The following is a 17,876-nucleotide window of genomic DNA, read 5'->3' on the forward strand; positions in this document are numbered from 1 at the left end:
ATGCCGAAAACTGTGGCGATGAGCCACGGCAAAACTTTGGAACGGGTCTTGATTTTTGTCATTCGCCTACCTCTTTGATGAATTCAGAAACTTTTGAAAGCCCAAGCAGCAGGCTGCTGGCCTGGGCGCAACGGGTTGCACAGCCACAGCACGTGGCATGCACAACGGCGTTCAGTATCTGGAGGTGACGAATCTGGGTCTGTGCGCTGATTCACATAGCGCAAAAACAAACAATGAATGCCCCAGCGGGTTGACCTGCCCGCCTGAGGCAGGGCACATCAGGCGGTAAAACGCTCGCGCAAATAGCTGATGATGGCGCCCGACTCATACAACCAGCGGGTTTGACCACTGGGCTCGGTGATTTTGAGGCACGGCACCTTGACCGCACCACCGCCTTGCGCCAAGTCGGCACGGTGTTGCGCGTTGTGCTGGGCATCGCGGCGCTCTATGGGCAACGACAAGCGGCGCATTTCCTGGCGCACCTTGATGCAAAACGGACAGGTGGCAAATTGGTACAGCACCAGGCTTTGGCACTGCGCGTTGACCGCTTGCTGCGCCGGGGCCGGGCGCAGCAAGCCTTTGGGGCGGCTGACAAACTCCCACAGCAACATGAATGGGCCCAGCACCAGGCGCAGGGTTTTGAAGAAGGTTCGGATGATGAATCGCATGGGCAATGAGCGCGCTTTGTATGAAAACGCAGATTGTCTCAGGCCAGCCTCAAGCTGGTGGGGCTTGGGCTATTTGCTGGTCAGCGATGGCTCGGTCAAGGAATCAAAATCGCCCGAAAGTCATTCACATTGGTCAGCGTGGGGCCAGTGACCACGCTGTCGCCCAGCGCCTGGAAGAAACTGTGGGCGTCGTTGCGGTCAAGAAAACTGCGTGGGTTCAGACCCTGTGCCCAGGCGCGTTGCAGGCTGTCTGGGGTGAGCACGGCACCGGCAATGTCTTCCATGCCATCCACGCCGTCGGTGTCTGCCGCCAGTGCGTACACGCCAGGCAGGTCGGCCAGCGCCAGACCCAGCGCCAGCAAAAACTCCACATTGCGCCCGCCCCGTCCAGCGCCTTTGAGCGTGACCGTGGTTTCACCCCCCGAGAGCAGCACGCACGGCGTTTGAAAAGGCTGGCCGTGCCGCAGCACCTGGCGCACCATGCCGGCATGCACCTTGGCCACCTCACGCGCTTCGCCCTCCAGACTGTCGCCCAAAATGTAGGGCGTGAAGCCCGCCGCTTGCGCCACCTGTGCCGCCGCTTGCAGTGCCATTTGCGGTGTGGCGACCATGCGCACACTGCTGCGCGCCAACCGCACGTCGTTGGGTTTGAGGGTTTCACCCGCGCCGCTGGCCAGCCACGCGTGGGCGGCAGCGGGCAGGTCAATCTGGTAACGCTGGGCAATGGCCAGCGCATCAGCGCAGGTGCTGGCATCGGCCACTGTGGGGCCGGAGGCAATGTCGGCCGGGGCGTCGCCCGGCACGTCTGAGATCAACAGCGTGACCAACTGGGCCGGTGCGCACGCCGCACCCAGACGGCCACCCTTGACGGCTGACAGATGGCGGCGCATGCAATTCATCTCGGCAATGCTGGCACCGCTGGCCAGCAGGGCTTGGTTGATGTTTTGCTTGTCTGAGAGCGTCAGCCCTGCGCAGGGCGCTACCAAAAGTGAAGAGCCCCCGCCGGAGATCAAGGCCAGCACCAAGTCGTCAGCGGTCAAGCCCTGCACGCTTTGCAGGATGCGCTGGGTGGCGGCCAACCCGGCCGCATCAGGCACCGGGTGCGCCGCTTGCGCAATCTCAATGCGCTGGCACGGCACTTGGTAGCCATAGCGCGTGACCACCAGGCCTTGCAGCGGGGCAGGCCAGTGGTCTTCTAACGCACGCGCCATGGCCGCCGAGGCCTTGCCCGCGCCAATGACGATGGTGCGGCCGCGCGGTGGCGCAGGCAGCTGCGCGGGCAGGCACAGCGCAGGTTGCGCAGCGGCCACAGCGGCATCCAACATCTGGCGCAGCAAGGCGCGTGGGGTGGGTTCGGGCAGGTCAGGCATGGAGGAACTGCATTGGGTCAGAGCAACGGGCAAGGTAGCGCATGAAAAACAAGAGAAATCTGAGCCATGGCACGCCAAAGGCGTAGTTCAAAAATTTACTTCAGTGACCACAATTTCACAGCGGTATCAGCCGCCAACACATGCTCAGTGCATAAACTTGCCACCGCGCCCAATGATGCTCAGGTCGGTGAAGTTGGAGCCTTGGTGGTTTTTGGGGCTGTAGTTGATGGCAAAACCGCCCAAATTGACATCGCGCAGGCTCTCTAGCCCGCTGATCAAGCTGTCGCGGGTGGGGGTTTTGCCGGCACGGCGCAGCCCTTCGGTCAGCACCCGCGCCGTCAAATAGCCCTCCATGCTTGAGAAATCAAACTCTTTTTGCCCCGCGGCCAGCATGTGCTGCTGATAGTCGCGCACCACTGGGGTTTTGGTGGCAAACGGAAACGGCACCACTTGTGAAATCACCACGCCTTGGCCCGCATCGCCCAGCTCTTGCGCCAGCGCGGCCGCGCCAACAAAGCTCACATTGAAAAACTGGCCACCATAGCCCTTGCTGCGCGCTTGTTTGATGAATGCGGCACAACTTTTGTAGGCACTGATTTGCACCACGGCCTCGGGTTCGGTTTTCAAGATGCTGGCCAGGGCGGCGGCGGTGTCCACGCTGTTGCGCTCCACGGTGCCAGTGGCTACTGGTTTGAGCTGGCGTTGGGTCAGGGCGCGTTCCACGCCTTCGAGCCCGGCCTTGCCATACGAGTCATTTTGGTAAAACACGGCAATTTTCTTGACCCCGAGCGTGGTCAAGTGCTGCACGATGCGCTCAGTCTCGTCAAAGTAACTGGCACGCACGTGAAACACGTGTCGGTTGAACGGCTCGCGCAGCGCTTGCGCACCGGTGAACATGCCCACCAGCGGCACTTGCTGCGCCGTGACCACGGGCAGCGCGGCCAACCCTGTGGGCGTGCCGACCGAGCCCGCCAGGGCAAACACCTTGTCTTGTTCAATCAGCGCTTTGACGGCCGCCACGGCTTTGTCAGGCTCGTAGCCATCGTCTCGGGTGACGAGTTTGATGCTGCGGCCGTTGACGCCCCCCTGGGCATTGAGCGCGGTGAAATAGGCCTGCATGCCCACTTGCATGCGCAGCCCCAACTGCGCCGCCGGCCCGCTGGTGGCAGCAAACTGGCCAATCAAAATTTCGTTATCCGTCACCCCAGTCTCCGCTGTGGCGAAGGCGCTTGTGAAGGCCAAACTGAGGGCGAGGAGTTTATTAATTAGGCTCATGCGTGTGCGTCCTTGAAAATGATGGCAGACGGGAATACTAACGCGAGTTGAGGCGTGCTACACCGACAAATGCCGCGCTTGCCGGGTGGCCAGGGTGTGGGCGGCTTTGGCCTCAGGGGGTGTGGGTCTGGGCAGCGCACCTTGCAGTGCTTTGGGGCTGGCGCGCGCGCCGCTGGCGGTGTAGTCGGCCAGCAAGGCTTGGCGCACCGCATGGGCACTGAGGGTGAATGGCTGCTGGCTGGGCTCGCTGAGGTAGTCAAACAAGGCGTCTACCAACACCTCGGGGGTGAGCTTGTGGGTGGCTCCCAGGTGCTGCCACAGCCAGTCAGAGAAAGCCCAAAAGCGCCAAAACGGCGATGGCCGCGCGGTGGCGCACGGGTCAGTAGCTGGCTGGGTTGGCCCAAGCTCGGTGGCTGGCGCAGACCCCAGCCAAAGCGCCAGCGTGCGAGAAAACCGTCCAGAGTTGGCCAGCAAATCCCAATAGCGGGCAAAACGCGCAAAACGCGTGACCGTGGCGGCATCCACCACCCCGGTTTGCTGCACGCTGTAGGGCGGCTGCGTGTCGTACACGATGCCGTGTGGCGCGGTGTGGCGGGTGATGGGCGAGCCGCGCAGGCGCTTCAATATCCCCAGTTGAATCTCATGCGGGGCAATGGCCAGCAGGCGGTCAAAGCCGTCGGCAAAGCTGTGCAGGGTTTCACCGGGCAGGCCAAAGATCAAATCCACATGCAGGTGGGCGTGGGTGTGTGCCAGCAACCAACGCAGGTTAGCCTCGGTGGCGGCGTTGTCCTGACGGCGCGACACGGTCTGTTGCACCGTCACATTGAAGGTCTGCACACCCACTTCCAGCTGCAGCACGCCAGATGGAAACAGTGCCAACTGCGCTTTCAAGCGGTCTGGCAGGTGGTCTGGGATGACTTCAAAATGCAAAAACAGGTCGGCCTTGGATGCAGCGGCGGGGCTGATTTGGCAGGCTGCACCGACCGTGTCAGCCTGCTCTGGGCGGTGCGAAGGGTGTAACGGTTGAGGCAGTTTGTCCAGAAAGAACTGCAAGATGCGCACCGAGTGCTCAATCTTCAGATTGAAGGTGCGGTCAACAAACTTGAAGCTGCGGGCACCGCGCTGGTACAAGCCCTCCAGCGCTGCCAGCACGCGGTCAAGCTCAAAGCCCCACGCGGTTTTGTCGAGCGCACTGAGGCAAAACTCGCACTTGAACGGGCAGCCACGCGAGGCTTCCACATACAGCAGGCGGTGCGCCAGGTCGGCATCAGAATATTCGTCATACGGCAGCGCCAGCTGGGTCAACGCAGGCTGCTCGCCGGGGATGATTTTCATCAAGGGCGGCGGCCCGTCCAACAGGGCACGGCACAGCTTGGCAAAGCTCACGTCGCCCCAGCCGGTGATGACAAAGTCGGCCAGCTGGCAGATGGCTTGCTGATCTACCTCGTGGCTCACCTCGGGGCCACCCAGCACCACTTTCACCTCAGGCCGGGCGGCCTTGAGCAGGCGAATGACTTGCAGCGTTTGCGACACGTTCCAGATGTACACACCCAAACCAACCACCTGGCACTTGGCCGCCTGCGGCACAGGCGCGCTGGGCAGGCCGAGTGCGGGCGTGGCACTCAAGGTGGCCAGCAGGTCGGCCACCACATCAGCAGGGGCGCGATTGATGGTGTACTCGCGCAGCACAGCCTGCGCACGCAGGCCTGCACCACCATGCTTGTCCAGGTTGGCCAGCAGGTAGCGCAAGCCCAGTGACGCATGGATGTAGCGGGCGTTGAGCGTGGCCAGGATGATGTTTGGCGCGGTCACAAGCGTTCAGATTTTTTATATGTCTTTTAGGCCTCTAGCGCTTATGGATAAAGCGCAAGCAGCTATTGAAAACATACCCATTCAAGCAGCTTCTGGTGCTGTGCCATCCACATAAAGCCAGCGCCCGCCTTCGCGCACAAAGCGGCTCACCTCGTGCATGCGTGCACCCTTGCCGCCCTCGCGGTAGCGCGCTACAAACTCCACCACCCCGACATCGCCCTGAGCCTGGGCGTGGCGTACTTCCAGCCCCAGCCATTTCACCGGCTGCAGCTCAAGCTCGCCCGGGGCAGTGCTGGGGTGCCAGGTGACCAGCAGGTAGTCGATCAAACCCAGCACATAAGCGCTGTAGCGCGAGCGCATCAGCGCCTCGGGTGTGGGGGCGGTTTGCCCTGCCACATGGCCGGTGTGCCAGCGGCTGCAGCAGTCTGCATAGGTGTGGCCGCTGCCGCATGGGCAGGCCGCGTGGGAGGCAAGCGGTGGGGTGTTCATGCCGCGCATGTTAACGAAGCCAGCGCCAAAACTTGGCGACAATGAACGGTCAATACCAATCAGAGAGGTCAGCCATGCGGGGAAATGTTGCAGCCATTGTGCTGGTGTCAGTGGGCAGCTATTTGCTGTTGAGCAACTTGGGGCTGATCAACATCAGCCTGGCGCAGTTGCTGCGCACCTGGTGGCCAGCTCTGTTGATTGCAGTGGGCTTGTCGCTGTTTTTTACCGGCAAAAAATAGCACTCTGCCAACCTCATGGCCACCTTGATTCCGGCGTTCAACGCCTGCGTGGCGCGCATGACGTCAGGCGAAAAACGCCTGGCTGAGCGCCTGGAGAAAAAACTCGACGACGATTACCTGCTGTGGTACGACGTGCCGGTGGGCCCGGCCAACGCCCACCCCGACTTTGTGGTGCTGCACCCGCGTCGGGGGTTGTTGATCTTGGAGGTGAAAGACTGGAAGCCGTCCACCCTGGTGCAAGTCAACAAGCAGACCTGGACGATTCTGGCCAACGGCACGCCAAAAACCGTGGCCAACCCGCTGGAGCAAGCGCGCCAATACGCGCACCAGGTGGTGGATGCCCTTAAACGCGACCCGCCCCTGACCCAGCCTGATGGCGCACACATGGGGCAACTGGCTTTCCCCTGGAGCTATGGCGTGGTGTTGACCAACATCACCCGCAAACAGTTTGAAGACGCTGAACTACAGCACGCCATCGAACCCCAGCGCGTGCTGTGCAAAGACGAGATGCTGGAGACCGCCGAGCCCGAAGACCTGCAAAGCCGCCTGTGGGACATGTTTCCGTACCTGATGCGTGGCGCGTTGAGCCTGCCGCAAATCGACCGGGTGCGCTGGATTTTGTTCCCCGAGGTGCGCGTGCCCACCCAAAGCGCGCTGTTTGACGACACCGACCCAGAGGCCGACCTGCCCAGCCTGATGCGGGTGATGGACTTGCAGCAGGAGCAACTGGCACGCAGCCTGGGCGACGGCCACCGCGTGATTCACGGCGTGGCCGGCTCGGGAAAAACCATGATTCTGGGCTACCGCGCCGAACACCTGGCCAAGGCCAGCACGCCCAGCAGCAAACCGATTTTGATCTTGTGTTTTAACGAACCGCTGGGCGTCAAGCTGGCCAGCCACATGGCCGCCAAAGGGCTGGGTGAGCGGGTTCATGTGCGGCACTTTCACAAATGGTGTCATGAGCAAATCAGGGCGTTTGGGCAGACGCTGCCTGCACCAGGCGCTCACTTTTTTGATGATTTGGTGGAACGCGTCATCCGTGGTGTGGAGCGCCATCAAATCCCTGGCGGGCAATACCAGGCGGTGCTGATTGACGAAGGCCATGACTTTGCCCCCGAATGGCTCAAGCTGGTGGTGCAGATGGTGGACCCGGCCAGCAACAGCCTGCTGGTGCTGTATGACGATGCGCAAGCCATTTACAAGCGCAGCAGCCTCAAATTCACGCTCAAAAGTGTCGGCATCAAGGCGGTGGGCAGGGGCTACTCCACCATCCTGAAAATCAATTACCGCAACACACGGCAAATCTTGCAAGTGGCCAGCCTGGTGGCAGCGGACTTGCTGGCCGCCGACGAAACCGGTGAAGATGAAGACAAAATTCCGCGCCTGCACCCCATCAGTTGCGGCCGCGACGGCGAGCCCGCGCTGATCATCCGCCTGCCCACCCTGCGCGACGAGGCACAGGCCATAGCCGACCAATTTGCCAACGCCCACAAGCAAGGCCATGCCTGGGGCGACATGGCCGTGCTGTGTGCCGACTGGAAAACCCGCAACCTGTGCGCCCAGGTGCTGCACCAGCGCGGCCTGCCGCTGGAAAACCGCGTCAGCCCCGGCGACTTTGACCCCAGCAGCGACAAAATCAAGGTGATGACCATGCACGTCAGCAAAGGCCTGGAGTTCCCGCTGGTGGCGCTGCCCGGCGTCGGGCACATGCCTGCGCCGGGGGAGGACGAGAAGGAAGCGGCGCGGGTGTTTTATGTGGCTGCGACGCGGGCCACGCACAAGCTGGTGATTGGGGTGGGTGGGGAGGGGGCGTTTGGAAGCAGGCTCGGATCATGACCATCGAATCGCGCCACTTTAACTGGCGCGATACTGGCAACCGTCTACCAAAAACCTGAGTCCATGCCCACCATCATCCATCGTGCGCACGCAAGACCTGGCGCTGCCTGCCGCACTGGGCCTGAATTTACTTGCTGGGCATTTGATAAGTCTACTCCTATGCAGCTCAACCTTGTCACCCTCGGCTACGAAGGCCTGTGATCCGCGCGGCGCGCCGGTTGGGCTGGCCACCGGTGACTCAGCTTGACGGTCAAATCAGCGTAACAGCCTCAAGCAGCAAGTCCGCCGTCATCGGCAGGCCCCGTTTCTCAAACGCCGTGATGAGCTCAAGCGCTGGCCGTGCCGGGTTAGTCCAACGGGCGCGCATTTTTTTGATGACGCTCAGCGCAGGAATCTTTTGCAGCTGCAATTGGTTCATCAAGAACTCGTCGGGGTGTTGCACTTCAATGCCGTAGGGCTGCAGCACGGCCATCGGAAAATCTTTGGTATTGAAGGTGACGATAGCGTCAGCATGACCCACAATGGCGGCGGCCACAACATGGCGGTCATCAGGGTCAGGCAATTCGATGCTGTAGACCAGTTTTTCATAATTTGTCACCAAACAGTCTGGCACGCTGGCATTCATCAGTTCAACAACCTGTGGCAGTCTGGGGGCAAGATCGGGCCGGTCTTAGGCAAGATTTCGCGTCCACTCCTCGTGAATTCTGGCGCTCCACCTTGCGTGGTACAGGCGCTCTACGGCCAGACTCAGCAGGGTGTCGCGGATCAATTGCGGGTACAGAACATTGGCATCCAGAATGGCGGTGAACCGCGCCGAGCCTGCCACTTAAAACTCCAGCCTGAGCTCTTCAGACAGCTGGGTGAGGTCTTGCAGGGCCTGTTCAGACTGTTGTTGCTGCGCGGTCTGGTAGCGGCGAAGCTCCTCAAATTCAATGCGACGGTGACGGTTGACCTTGCGGCATTTGAGTCGGTTGGCCTCAATTTCCTTGATCACAAAGGGCCTCGACACCTTCAAAAAATTGGCTGCCTCTTGCGTGGTGAGTTCGTGTTTTTGCGGAACCAACAGCATGGGCTCTTGCTTGGCCATTTGCCGCAACACATCGGCAAAAAAGCGCAAGGCACGGGGCGGCAGTTTCAGCACCGGGGTTTCATACTTGGCGTTGCCTTCTGCGCCTACATCCAAAATAATGTTGATGTGATCCGCCCTGGAATGGTCCAGCGCGGTCATCAGGCATTGGTGGGCAATGGCGGCCATGTCGGCTTCGGCGTCATTGGCGGGGTCGAGCACTTCCTGGTCTTTCATGGGGTTCTCCTTGACGCGGTGGCTTTGGGTCAGGCCAGTTGCAATATGTGGAAATAATAGCATTATTCGCAATAAACGCAACGCCAGAAGCAAATGGATGTGCCAACTCGCTGGATATTTGATAGCTATTAGTCCAAGTAAATAAAGGGTTGGAGGCCTATTCCGTATCGAATGCTCTGTCAACCACCATCCACTTAGCCAATTTCTGCTGTAGCTCCGCCTTACCGGGCAAATAGAGCGAGTATTACTGGCGTGGATGGTCGAGATTTCGGCAGCTTCGGCAGTTTTGCTCCGGGTCTGCGATCGTTCCATCCGACATCGAGCCATATTTCCAAAAATACACCTCACTTCTTGAGCCGTATAGTTCAAAATACGCCTCATGCCCACCCCCAACCCGCCCGCATCCCCCCGCTACATCTGGCAACACCGTGCGTGGCCGCAACTTAGCTTTGATGCGGAGACACTGGCACCCGCGCTGGACCAAGCCCGGCTAGAGCAAGGGCGCTTGTTGGGGCTGCTGGGCGCCATTGGGCTGGAGCAGGCCAACGCGGTGCAGCGCGATCTGTGGGTACAAGAGGCGCTGGCTACCGCCGCCATAGAGGGCGAGCAGCTCAATCTGGCGTCTTTGCGTTCGTCGGTGGCGCACCGGCTGGCACTGGCCGACGCGCCGGGTACTGACCGGTCTGTGGATGGCTTGGTGCAGGTGATGCAAGACGCGCTGACCAACCACAGCGCCGCGCTTGATCTGGACCGGCTGTGCCGCTGGCAGTCGGCACTGTTTCCCGGCGGCACGTCGGGCATCTCCCGCATTGCGGTGGGGCGCGCGCGCAGCCATGCCGATGCCATGCAAATCGTCAGTGGCACGCTGGGGCGCGAGGTGGTGCATTACGAGGCGCCGCCCTCGGCTCAGGTGACGGCGGAGATGGAGCGTTTTATGGCATGGTTTGCCCGCACTTGCCCCACGGGTGCGGCCACGGCATCCAACACCGGCGCAGCCGTGAATGGCATTGCCCGCGCGGCACTGGCGCACCTGTGGTTTGAGTCCATCCACCCATTTGAAGACGGCAATGGCCGCCTGGGCCGCGCGCTGGCCGACATGGCGTTGGCGCAAGACATGCACGCGTTTGATTCACAAGCCAGCCCGGTGCTGGTGCGGGTTTATGGCTTAGCCCACCAGATGCTGAAAACCCGCGCCGCCTACTACGACGCGTTGAACCAGGCGCAGCGCCTGCGCGGCGTCACGCCCGAGGCCAGCACGATTGACGCAACACCCTGGGTACAGTGGTTTGTGCAGGCCTTGACCTGCGCGTGCATCACCAGCCAGGCTGTGGTGCGGGACGCGACTGACAAGGCGCAGTTCCGGCTGCGGGCAGCGCAGTGCCATATCAACGCCCGCCAGAGCAAAGTGCTGGAGCGCTTGTTGGATGCCGGGCATGTGGCCTCGGGCGGTGGCTTCTTGGGCGGTATGACCAATGAGAAATACGCCAAGATCACCGCCACCTCCAAAGCCACTGCCACCCGTGACCTGGCCGACCTAGCGGCCCATGGTCTGCTGCGCGTGGAAGGTGTGGGCAAAGCCACACGCTGCGCGTGGAAGGTGTGGGCAAAGCCACACGCTACGCGGTCAATGTGCCAGGCTGGGAGCAGCCTACGCTCAAGCCCTGAGTGAATCCCCGACAGTGTTTGAATTACTTTAAGTTTGATAGCTATTTGCGCATATCCCATAAGCGCTAGAGGCCTATTTTGTTAAAAAATAAATGCAACCTTGCATGGTCTGGCATTACCCCTGCCACAACATCGACACCGGCCCCGCATGCAGCTTCTCATCAAACGGCGTGATGCGGTCATGGTCGTGCAGTACCAGTCCGTGCACAAACTTGTCGCCAACTGCAGCTTGCAGTTGGCGCAGGCCGCGCAGGTTTTGGGGGCGCACAGTGGCGCTGGCTTTGACTTCGATACCGATGACGCGTCCTTGCCGGTCTTCCAGCACCAGGTCGATCTCGTCTTGCTCCTTGGTGCGAAAGTGCGAGACGCGCAGGCGCTTATCTGACCAGGTGATGAGCTTGAGTACTTCTGAGACCACAAAGTTTTCCAACAAGGGGCCGTAATTGGTGCGGTCTTTTTGCAGTTGGGCCGACGTGGCATCGCGCAGCGCGGCCAGCAAGCCGGTGTCCAGAAAATGCAGTTTGGGCGTTTTGGTGAGACGGCTCACCGCGTTGTGTGACCAGGGCGGCACTTGGCGCAGCAGAAACAGCCGCTCCAGAATGCCCACATATTTCTGCGCCGTGGGGGTGGTCAGTCCCAGCGCCGCGCCATAGCTGCTGTGGTTGACCAACTGCCCGGCGTGAGCGGCCAGCACGTCAAGCAGGCGCGGCATGCGGTCAAGTTGGTCGATGTTGGCAATGTCGCGCACGTCGCGGTCCAGAATCAGCGCCACATAGTCTTGCAGCCAGGCCTGACGGCGGCTGGCGCTGGTGCGGTGCAGCGCTTCGGGGTAGCCGCCCTTGAGCACGCAGTCCATCAAGTCGTCACCCACCATGGGGTTGACCACACCCGGCAAACCGGCACCATCAAACAGGCGGTCGAGCAAGTCGCCCTGGGTGCCTGCCAATTCAGCCTGGGCAAAGGGCAGCAGGGTGATGACTTCAAGTCTGCCCGCGAGTGAGTCGGCCACCAAGGGCATGGCCATGAGGTTGGTGGAGCCGGTCAGCAGAAAGCGACCCGGTGCCTGGTCTTTGTCCACGCTTTCTTTGATGGCCAGCAGCAGGTCGGGCGCTCGCTGCACTTCGTCAATCACGGCTTGCTGCAAACCGCGCACAAACCCGGTGGGGTCTGAGCGTGCCGAAGCCAAAGTGGCAGGGTCGTCCAGCGTGAGGTAGGGGCGATCCGGGCTGGCATACAGCCGGGCCAGCGTGGTTTTGCCCGCCTGCCGAGGACCTGCGAGCAGCACCACGCGGGTGTCTTGCAAGGCGGTAGCGATCTTGCCCTCCACATAGCGGGCAATGGCTGGGGCAGTTGATGCGGGGGCAACGGTGCTCATTTTGTGGAATTAGCGGCTGGAAATGCGTGACTTATTTTAAGTAAGAGTTTGACTAATTTAAATTATTAATTTGACCAACTTAAATTTAAGACTGGTTTTTAAACCCGTTTTCTTTGCTTTTGATAGCTGTTTTTGCACGAAAGCGGCGACTTCGGCAAGCTGGATACCCATGGGCTGGGCAGTACAGTACGAGTATCAGTACATTTTTGATAGCTTGCTGCGCTTATTCCAAGAGGGCTAGAGGCCAATTTCTTTCATAACCCAGCAGCATCCGCCTCAGCCTCTGGCCACAGTTGCGGAAACAAAAACCGCAGTGCATGCTGCGGCAAGCCAAAGCGCACTTTGCCTTGCGACGAGTCTGACTTGAGCAGGCCGCGTTTGACCAGCGCCCCCAGCGCGTCGGTGGCACCCCGGTCGCTCATGCCCAGCATCGACTTGAAATCACCGCGCGTCATGTCTTCACCACTCAGAAACAGGTAGTGCAGCCCGCGCAGCGACTCCTGGCGTACGCCCTGCCTGACCACCGCAGACTCAAACACCAGGTAGGCTTCGATGCGCGCTTTCATGGTAGCAAAGTCCAGCATATTGCCCATGAAGTTGACCTGATCCAGGCAAATATCCAGCACGTAGTCCACCCAGGCGATCAGTGCCTGCTCACTCAGGTTGCCACGCCCATCCAGGTCGCCGCGGCGCAGACTGTCGGCATCAGCCAGCAGGGCGTAGTAACGCTCAGTGCTGCGGGCAAAACCACGCAATGGTGACCACAGGCCACCGGTGTAACCCAGGGCGCTGAGCAAGGTGTGGGTGTGCAGGCGCATGACACGGCCATTGCCATCCACAAACGGATGCACCCAACCCAGGCGCTGGTGCGCACACGCCATGGCCACCAGCGCCGCCTCGCCACGACGCACGCCACCATAAAAGCTAGCCCAGCGTTGCAAAAAGTCCGGCACGCTGGCGTGGGCTGGTGCTACATGCTGACCCACCTGCACATCCTGCTGGCGCAAGGCACCAGGCACGATGGGCGCTTGTTCGGGCGTCAACAGGTCTGCGGCGGGGAGTCGGCCAAACAGTTCGCGGTGCAAGCCCTGCACCGCTTGCGCCGAATACAGCGCAGCGGCACCTTCTGCCCCTTTGTGGCGTTGCTCCAGCGCTTGCTCGGCCTGAATGTGCGCCACCGCCAGGCGCTGTTTGGCTGCCAGCACGGCATCTTGAGAAAAATCCTGGCGCAAGGCTTGATCGATTTCATGCGGGCGGGTGTGCTGGCCTTCGATGCGGTTGGTGTAGTACGAATTCATGTTGCGCAGCAGACCACGCAACTCTGGCGGCACGCGGGTGCCAGCCAGCAGGGTGGCCACGCGGGACAGGTCATGGGCTTTGGCTAGCAGTGGCTCCAAACGTACGTCGGACGGGAGCAGGGGTTCAAACTGGTGGGGGTTGCTGTACATGCTGGTATTTTTGCCAAGTTTTAAAACTATTTAAGTTTTTGTTTTATTTAATTTTAATTTAAATTTTGTCAACGCATTTGCCAACTTTAATGCAAATCTTTAAACAGCGTTTTAGATACCAGTCTTCATGCCAGCACCGCCCCACTCCGGCAGCGACAATCATCCATACTTTCTCAACAGCCACAGCAACCTCACCCACATGACCGCCCCACCTGTTCCCCACGCCGTGGCGCGCTTGCGCACCGAGCGCCTGGCGCGCGCCGTGAAACCGTTTCGCGTGCGAGGTGGGCCTGCTGCGCGCTGCCCCGATTGCCGGGTCATGCCCAGCCACTGCCTGTGCCACCTGCGCCCCGTGGTGCCCACGCACGCCGGCATGTGCCTGCTGATGGCTGACATTGAGCCGCTCAAACCCAGCAACACCGGCTGGCTGATTGCCGACGTGGTGGCTGACACCTTTGCCTTTGGCTGGGCGCGCACCGCGGTCGACCCCGCCTTGCTGACCCTGCTGGCCGACCCGCAGTGGCAAGCTTATGTGGTGTTTCCGGGCGAATTTGTATCGCCAGAGCGGGTGCGCACCGCGCTGTTGCCACCTGAGCCCATCACCCCTAAAGACGCTGACTGCACCCAGCCAGGCTACCAGACCCCACTGAAGCGCCCGCTGTTTGTGCTGCTGGATGCCACCTGGTCTGAGGCGGGCAAGATGTTTCGCAAAAGCCCGTACCTGAACCATTTGCCAGTGCTCAGTTTGCACCCAGACCAGAGCTCTGCCTACCGGCTGCGCCGCTCCAGCCGCAGCGACCACTTTTGCACCTCAGAGGTGGGTGCGCTGTGCTTGGCCTTGGCGGGTGAAAACCATGCGGCGCAAATCTTGACGGCTTACCTGGAGGTGTTTACCCAGCACTATGTACAAGCCAAAAACCAGCAGCCGGTGGATGTGACAGATGCCGCGCACCAGCACTTGCGCGATCTGCAGCTGGGCGACAATCGCCCCTCTACCCCCTGACAACGTCTTCAACACCCTCATGAACCCAACTCCCACCCCCGTGACCGAACCCGCCGCACCCACGCTGTGCCAGCCTTGCGCAGGCATTCAGCCCAACTGGCGGCGCACCCCTGGGCACGCTGAACTGGTGCAAAAAAACAACCGCAAAGCGCAGGGCAAACGCGGCCTGATCACCATCACCCGTTATGCCTGCGACCACTGTGGTGCAGTCTGGGACTACGCCAACGACAAAGCCGACCCCCACGCCGGGTGGTCGCTGGTGGGCTTCGTCAACGCTGCTTAAAGGCAACGGCAGTGAATTCGCGTCTGGCGCTGGACGGCCGCGCCATTGGCCTGATGCTGGTGCTGTGTGCCATTTGGGGCATGCAGCAAGTGTTGCTGAAGGCCACCGCGGCTGACATTGCGCCCATCATGCAAATTGCTTTGCGCTCAGGCGGCGCAGCGGTGCTGGTGGGTCTGCTGATGGCCTGGCGCAAAGAGCCCATGAACCTGAAAGACGGCACGCTGGTGCCCGGCCTGTGGGTGGGGCTGCTGTTTGGGCTGGAATTCATGCTGGTGGCCGAAGGCCTGCGCCACACCAGCGCCTCGCACATGGTGGTTTTTTTGTACACCGCGCCGATGTTTGCTGCGCTGGGGCTGGCGTGGCGACTGCCTGCAGAGCGGCTGGGCGCGCTGCAGTGGCTGGGCATTGGGGTGGCCTTTGCTGGCTTGGCATTTACTTTTTTAGGGCGTGACACAGCGGCAGCGGGTGCCAGCCACATGCTGTGGGGCGATCTTTTGGGCTTACTCGGTGGCATGGCTTGGGCGGCCACCACGGTGGTGGTGCGCAGCTCGGTGCTGTCGGCAGCGCCGGCCACACAAACCTTGCTGTACCAGCTGGTGGGCGCCTTTGTGCTGCTGCTGGCGGGCGCATTTTTAACTGGGCAAGCACGGGTGAACTTGACGCCACAAGTCTGGGCCAGCCTGGCGTTTCACACGCTGGTGGTGTCGTTTGCCAGTTTTTTGGTCTGGTTTTGGCTGCTACGCACCTACCTGGCCTCGCGGCTGGGGGTGTTTTCGTTTTTGACCCCGCTGTTTGGCGTGGTGTTTGGCGCCTGGCTGCTGTCTGAGCCGATTGAACTGCGTTTTTTGCTGGGTGCCTTGGCGGTGCTGGTGGGCATTGTGCTGGTCAGCGGCGCAGGGTGGTGGGCGGCACTGCGGCCTGCTGGCACACCCATCAAGTGAAATTGATTGAACGATTAGTTCAATTTGATTGCATCTATTTGCACTGACTGCTTTCTACACTGATCTCCATGGCTTCAGGAGTCCACCTGAAGCGCTTGAAATTTGGAGAAAATCAGTGCTTCAGACCTCAGTTGCACCCCCTCAATCAGCCGCGCGCTACAGCCTGCCCGCCATGGCATTGCATTGGCTGCTGGCGTTGTTGCTGGTGGGCATGTTTGGCATGGGGGTTTACATGACCGACCTGCCGTTTTCGCCCACGCGGCTCAAGCTTTACAACTGGCACAAATGGCTGGGGGTGAGCGTGTTGCTGTTGAGCGGCGTGCGTTTGCTATGGCGCGCCACACACCGCCCGCCCGCATTGCCTGCAGCCATCCGCAGCGCCATGCCCGCCTGGCAAACCCGCGCCTACCACGCCACGCACCACCTGCTGTATGTGCTGTTTTTTGCCGTGCCGCTGCTGGGCTGGGCTTACAGCTCGGCGGCTGGTTTTCCGGTGGTGTGGTTTGGCCAGGTGGCGCTGCCAGACCTGCTGTCAGCCGACAAGGCGGTGGCCGAGCTGATCAAACCGCTGCACAAGTTATCAGCCTTGGCGTTGATGGGGTTGGCCGCGTTGCATGTGGCGGCTGCCCTCAAACACCACTGGATTGACCACGATGGGCTGCTGCAACGCATGTGGCCAGGGCGCGCATGAGGCGCCGCACTGTTTCCACTTTTTAACTTACCCGAATCTATTCATGACACACCCTTTGACGCTTTCACTGCTCTGTGCTGGCCTGCTGACCAGTTTGGCACTGCCCGTTTCCGCCCAACAAAAACTGTTACCCGCGCAAAGCGAACTGGCATTCACCGCCAAGCAAATGGGCGTGCCGATCAGCGGGCACTTCAAAAAATTTGATGCGCAGCTGAACTTTGACCCTGCCCGGCTGGCCAGCAGCCAGGTGGCCTTCAGCGTGGACATGGGCAGTGCCACGCTGGGCGCCAAAGAGCTCGACAGCGAACTGCCCAGCGCAACCTGGTTCAACGTGCCCAAGTTTCCGTTGGCGCGTTTCTCATCCAGCAGCATCAAGGCCTTGGGTGCCGGCAAGTTTGACCTGACAGGCCAATTGACGATCAAAGGTCAGGTGCAAAACGTGCAGGTGCCTTTGACCATGGTGCAAAGTGGCGCGCTGACGGTGGTCTCAGGCACGTTGCCGATCAAGCGCTTGGCGTTCAAGATTGGCGATGGCGAGTGGGCCGACACCAGCATGGTGGCCGATGAGGTGCGGGTCAGCTTCAAACTGGCATTGAGCGGTGTGGGCAAGTTGTAGCGGCGCGCGCCTGACGGGCGTAGTGGGCGCCACCGCGCTGTTCGATTCATTTTTTGTGTATTTTTAATCGTTTTCTTTTCAACCATTTCAGGAGTTTTCATGCGTTCAAAACTGTTTTCACTCGCTTCATTGGCCACCGTGACCTTGGCCGCCATGGCGGGCTCTGCACACGCAGCAAGTTACGCCATTGACCCGGCGCACACTTATGTCACGTTTGAGATTGGCCACTTTGGCACCAGCACCAACCGGGGTCGCTTTGACAAAAAGGAAGGTTCTGTGGTGTTTGACCGGGAGGCCAAAACCGGCAAGGTCAACATCACGGTTGACACGGCCTCTGTCAACACTGGTTTTGCGGCATTCAACAAGCATTTGCAAAGTGCAGATTTGTTCAACGTTGAAAAATTCCCCAGCATGACGTTTGCGGCCGACCAATTCAGTTTCACCGGCGACAAAGTCACCGAAGTCAGCGGTCAACTGACGCTGCTGGGGCAAACTCACCCGCTCACGCTCAAAGCCACCAACTTCAATTGCTACAACAGCCCGATGCTCAAACGTGAGGTCTGCGGTGGAGATTTCGAAGCCACGCTTGACCGCACGGCCTATGGCATGAATTACGGCATCGATTGGGGTTTCCCGAAAAATGTGCGGCTGGTGGTGCAGGTGGAGGCTGTCAAGCAGTAACGGCTTTCGGAGGGTCGTCAAAGTGGTGTGGTGGGGCATTGGCCAAACCCTTGGTTTAACCCAGATAATCCATTAGAGATTTCGATGTTTCAAGCGAGTCCGAACTTGTGCAGACTTGGGTCAATTTCAGCTTGAGCCCAAAGGCCCTCAAACCACTTTCGTCGCCGTCGTGCCAAAGCCA

General features: G+C 60.4%; 18 protein-coding genes. 9 read left to right on the forward strand and 9 right to left on the reverse strand.

Annotation, left to right across the window (positions count from 1 at the left end):
• Window positions 1–278 precede the first annotated feature (278 nt).
• From PHT20_RS06690 to PHT20_RS06710, 5 genes are all read right to left on the reverse strand, one after another.
• Window positions 279–668: a glutathione S-transferase N-terminal domain-containing protein gene (locus PHT20_RS06690; protein WP_301019928.1), complete on the reverse strand. Its 390-nt coding sequence runs from the start codon at window positions 666–668 to the stop codon at window positions 279–281.
• Between the two features lie 95 nt (window positions 669–763).
• Window positions 764–2,038: a glycerate kinase gene (locus PHT20_RS06695; RefSeq protein ID WP_301019929.1), complete on the reverse strand. Its 1,275-nt coding sequence runs from the start codon at window positions 2,036–2,038 to the stop codon at window positions 764–766.
• Between the two features lie 144 nt (window positions 2,039–2,182).
• On the reverse strand, window positions 2,183–3,313 hold the full coding sequence (locus tag PHT20_RS06700) for an ABC transporter substrate-binding protein (protein WP_301019930.1): 1,131 nt from the start codon (window positions 3,311–3,313) through the stop codon (window positions 2,183–2,185).
• Between the two features lie 57 nt (window positions 3,314–3,370).
• The gene (locus PHT20_RS06705; protein WP_301019931.1) at window positions 3,371–5,125 is read right to left on the reverse strand and encodes a cobalamin-dependent protein; all 1,755 of its coding nucleotides are present in this window, start codon (window positions 5,123–5,125) and stop codon (window positions 3,371–3,373) included.
• Between the two features lie 81 nt (window positions 5,126–5,206).
• Window positions 5,207–5,614 (reverse strand): YchJ family protein, encoded by a 408-nt coding sequence (locus PHT20_RS06710; RefSeq protein WP_301019932.1) that lies wholly within the window; start codon window positions 5,612–5,614, stop codon window positions 5,207–5,209.
• Window positions 5,615–5,688: 74 nt separating this feature from the next.
• Between PHT20_RS06710 and PHT20_RS06715 the strand changes: the two genes are divergently transcribed.
• Both PHT20_RS06715 and PHT20_RS06720 read left to right on the forward strand, forming a co-directional pair.
• On the forward strand, window positions 5,689–5,853 hold the full coding sequence (locus PHT20_RS06715; protein ID WP_301019933.1) for a DUF5668 domain-containing protein: 165 nt from the start codon (window positions 5,689–5,691) through the stop codon (window positions 5,851–5,853).
• A 15-nt stretch (window positions 5,854–5,868) separates the two neighbouring features.
• On the forward strand, window positions 5,869–7,689 hold the full coding sequence (locus PHT20_RS06720; protein WP_301019934.1) for a 3'-5' exonuclease: 1,821 nt from the start codon (window positions 5,869–5,871) through the stop codon (window positions 7,687–7,689).
• A gap of 250 nt (window positions 7,690–7,939) precedes the next feature.
• Here the strand turns inward: PHT20_RS06720 and PHT20_RS06725 are convergent, their stop codons facing one another.
• Window positions 7,940–8,335 carry a PIN domain-containing protein gene (locus tag PHT20_RS06725; protein ID WP_366520901.1) on the reverse strand — a complete coding sequence of 132 codons (396 nt, stop codon included), beginning with the start codon at window positions 8,333–8,335 and terminating at the stop codon, window positions 7,940–7,942.
• A 180-nt stretch (window positions 8,336–8,515) separates the two neighbouring features.
• Complete coding sequence (locus PHT20_RS06730) at window positions 8,516–8,992, reverse strand: helix-turn-helix domain-containing protein (RefSeq protein WP_301019936.1); 477 nt, start codon at window positions 8,990–8,992, stop codon at window positions 8,516–8,518.
• Between the two features lie 379 nt (window positions 8,993–9,371).
• On the opposite strand from PHT20_RS06730, the gene PHT20_RS06735 reads away from it, so the two are divergent.
• Complete coding sequence (locus PHT20_RS06735) at window positions 9,372–10,661, forward strand: DUF4172 domain-containing protein (protein ID WP_301019937.1); 1,290 nt, start codon at window positions 9,372–9,374, stop codon at window positions 10,659–10,661.
• A gap of 111 nt (window positions 10,662–10,772) precedes the next feature.
• Here PHT20_RS06735 and PHT20_RS06740 read toward each other — a convergent pair whose 3' ends face one another.
• Together PHT20_RS06740 and PHT20_RS06745 are read right to left on the reverse strand one after the other, a co-directional pair.
• On the reverse strand, window positions 10,773–12,032 hold the full coding sequence (locus PHT20_RS06740; protein ID WP_301019938.1) for an ATP-binding protein: 1,260 nt from the start codon (window positions 12,030–12,032) through the stop codon (window positions 10,773–10,775).
• A 254-nt stretch (window positions 12,033–12,286) separates the two neighbouring features.
• Window positions 12,287–13,480: a Fic family protein gene (locus tag PHT20_RS06745; RefSeq protein WP_301019939.1), complete on the reverse strand. Its 1,194-nt coding sequence runs from the start codon at window positions 13,478–13,480 to the stop codon at window positions 12,287–12,289.
• A gap of 199 nt (window positions 13,481–13,679) precedes the next feature.
• Between PHT20_RS06745 and PHT20_RS06750 the strand changes: the two genes are divergently transcribed.
• From PHT20_RS06750 to PHT20_RS06775, 6 genes are all read left to right on the forward strand, one after another.
• Window positions 13,680–14,483 (forward strand): tRNA-uridine aminocarboxypropyltransferase, encoded by an 804-nt coding sequence (locus tag PHT20_RS06750; protein ID WP_301019946.1) that lies wholly within the window; start codon window positions 13,680–13,682, stop codon window positions 14,481–14,483.
• A gap of 19 nt (window positions 14,484–14,502) precedes the next feature.
• Entirely contained in the window at window positions 14,503–14,766 is a 264-nt protein-coding gene (locus tag PHT20_RS06755; protein WP_301019940.1) for a hypothetical protein, read from the forward strand.
• Between the two features lie 11 nt (window positions 14,767–14,777).
• Entirely contained in the window at window positions 14,778–15,707 is a 930-nt protein-coding gene (locus tag PHT20_RS06760; protein ID WP_301019941.1) for a DMT family transporter, read from the forward strand.
• Window positions 15,708–15,822: 115 nt separating this feature from the next.
• Entirely contained in the window at window positions 15,823–16,398 is a 576-nt protein-coding gene (locus PHT20_RS06765; protein ID WP_301019942.1) for a cytochrome b, read from the forward strand.
• Between the two features lie 43 nt (window positions 16,399–16,441).
• A complete protein-coding gene (locus PHT20_RS06770) occupies window positions 16,442–17,014 on the forward strand; it encodes a YceI family protein (protein ID WP_301019943.1) in 573 nt (190 codons plus the stop codon).
• A 99-nt stretch (window positions 17,015–17,113) separates the two neighbouring features.
• Entirely contained in the window at window positions 17,114–17,695 is a 582-nt protein-coding gene (locus PHT20_RS06775) for a YceI family protein (protein ID WP_301019944.1), read from the forward strand.
• Window positions 17,696–17,876 lie beyond the last annotated feature (181 nt).

This window comes from Rhodoferax sp., assembly GCF_028715765.1.
GTDB lineage: Bacteria > Pseudomonadota > Gammaproteobacteria > Burkholderiales > Burkholderiaceae_C > Rhodoferax.

Coding starts and splice junctions, on each gene's coding strand:
- PHT20_RS06720 (WP_301019934.1), top strand. CDS start 5,869: ATGGCCACCTTGATTCCGGCGTTCAACGCCTGCGTGGCGCGCATGACG.
- PHT20_RS06740 (WP_301019938.1), bottom strand. CDS start 12,032: ATGAGCACCGTTGCCCCCGCATCAACTGCCCCAGCCATTGCCCGCTAT.
- PHT20_RS06770 (WP_301019943.1), top strand. CDS start 16,442: ATGACACACCCTTTGACGCTTTCACTGCTCTGTGCTGGCCTGCTGACC.
- PHT20_RS06745 (WP_301019939.1), bottom strand. CDS start 13,480: ATGTACAGCAACCCCCACCAGTTTGAACCCCTGCTCCCGTCCGACGTA.
- PHT20_RS06690 (WP_301019928.1), bottom strand. CDS start 668: ATGCGATTCATCATCCGAACCTTCTTCAAAACCCTGCGCCTGGTGCTG.
- PHT20_RS06735 (WP_301019937.1), top strand. CDS start 9,372: ATGCCCACCCCCAACCCGCCCGCATCCCCCCGCTACATCTGGCAACAC.
- PHT20_RS06755 (WP_301019940.1), top strand. CDS start 14,503: ATGAACCCAACTCCCACCCCCGTGACCGAACCCGCCGCACCCACGCTG.
- PHT20_RS06775 (WP_301019944.1), top strand. CDS start 17,114: ATGCGTTCAAAACTGTTTTCACTCGCTTCATTGGCCACCGTGACCTTG.
- PHT20_RS06750 (WP_301019946.1), top strand. CDS start 13,680: ATGACCGCCCCACCTGTTCCCCACGCCGTGGCGCGCTTGCGCACCGAG.
- PHT20_RS06710 (WP_301019932.1), bottom strand. CDS start 5,614: ATGAACACCCCACCGCTTGCCTCCCACGCGGCCTGCCCATGCGGCAGC.
- PHT20_RS06700 (WP_301019930.1), bottom strand. CDS start 3,313: ATGAGCCTAATTAATAAACTCCTCGCCCTCAGTTTGGCCTTCACAAGC.
- PHT20_RS06730 (WP_301019936.1), bottom strand. CDS start 8,992: ATGAAAGACCAGGAAGTGCTCGACCCCGCCAATGACGCCGAAGCCGAC.
- PHT20_RS06695 (WP_301019929.1), bottom strand. CDS start 2,038: ATGCCTGACCTGCCCGAACCCACCCCACGCGCCTTGCTGCGCCAGATG.
- PHT20_RS06715 (WP_301019933.1), top strand. CDS start 5,689: ATGCGGGGAAATGTTGCAGCCATTGTGCTGGTGTCAGTGGGCAGCTAT.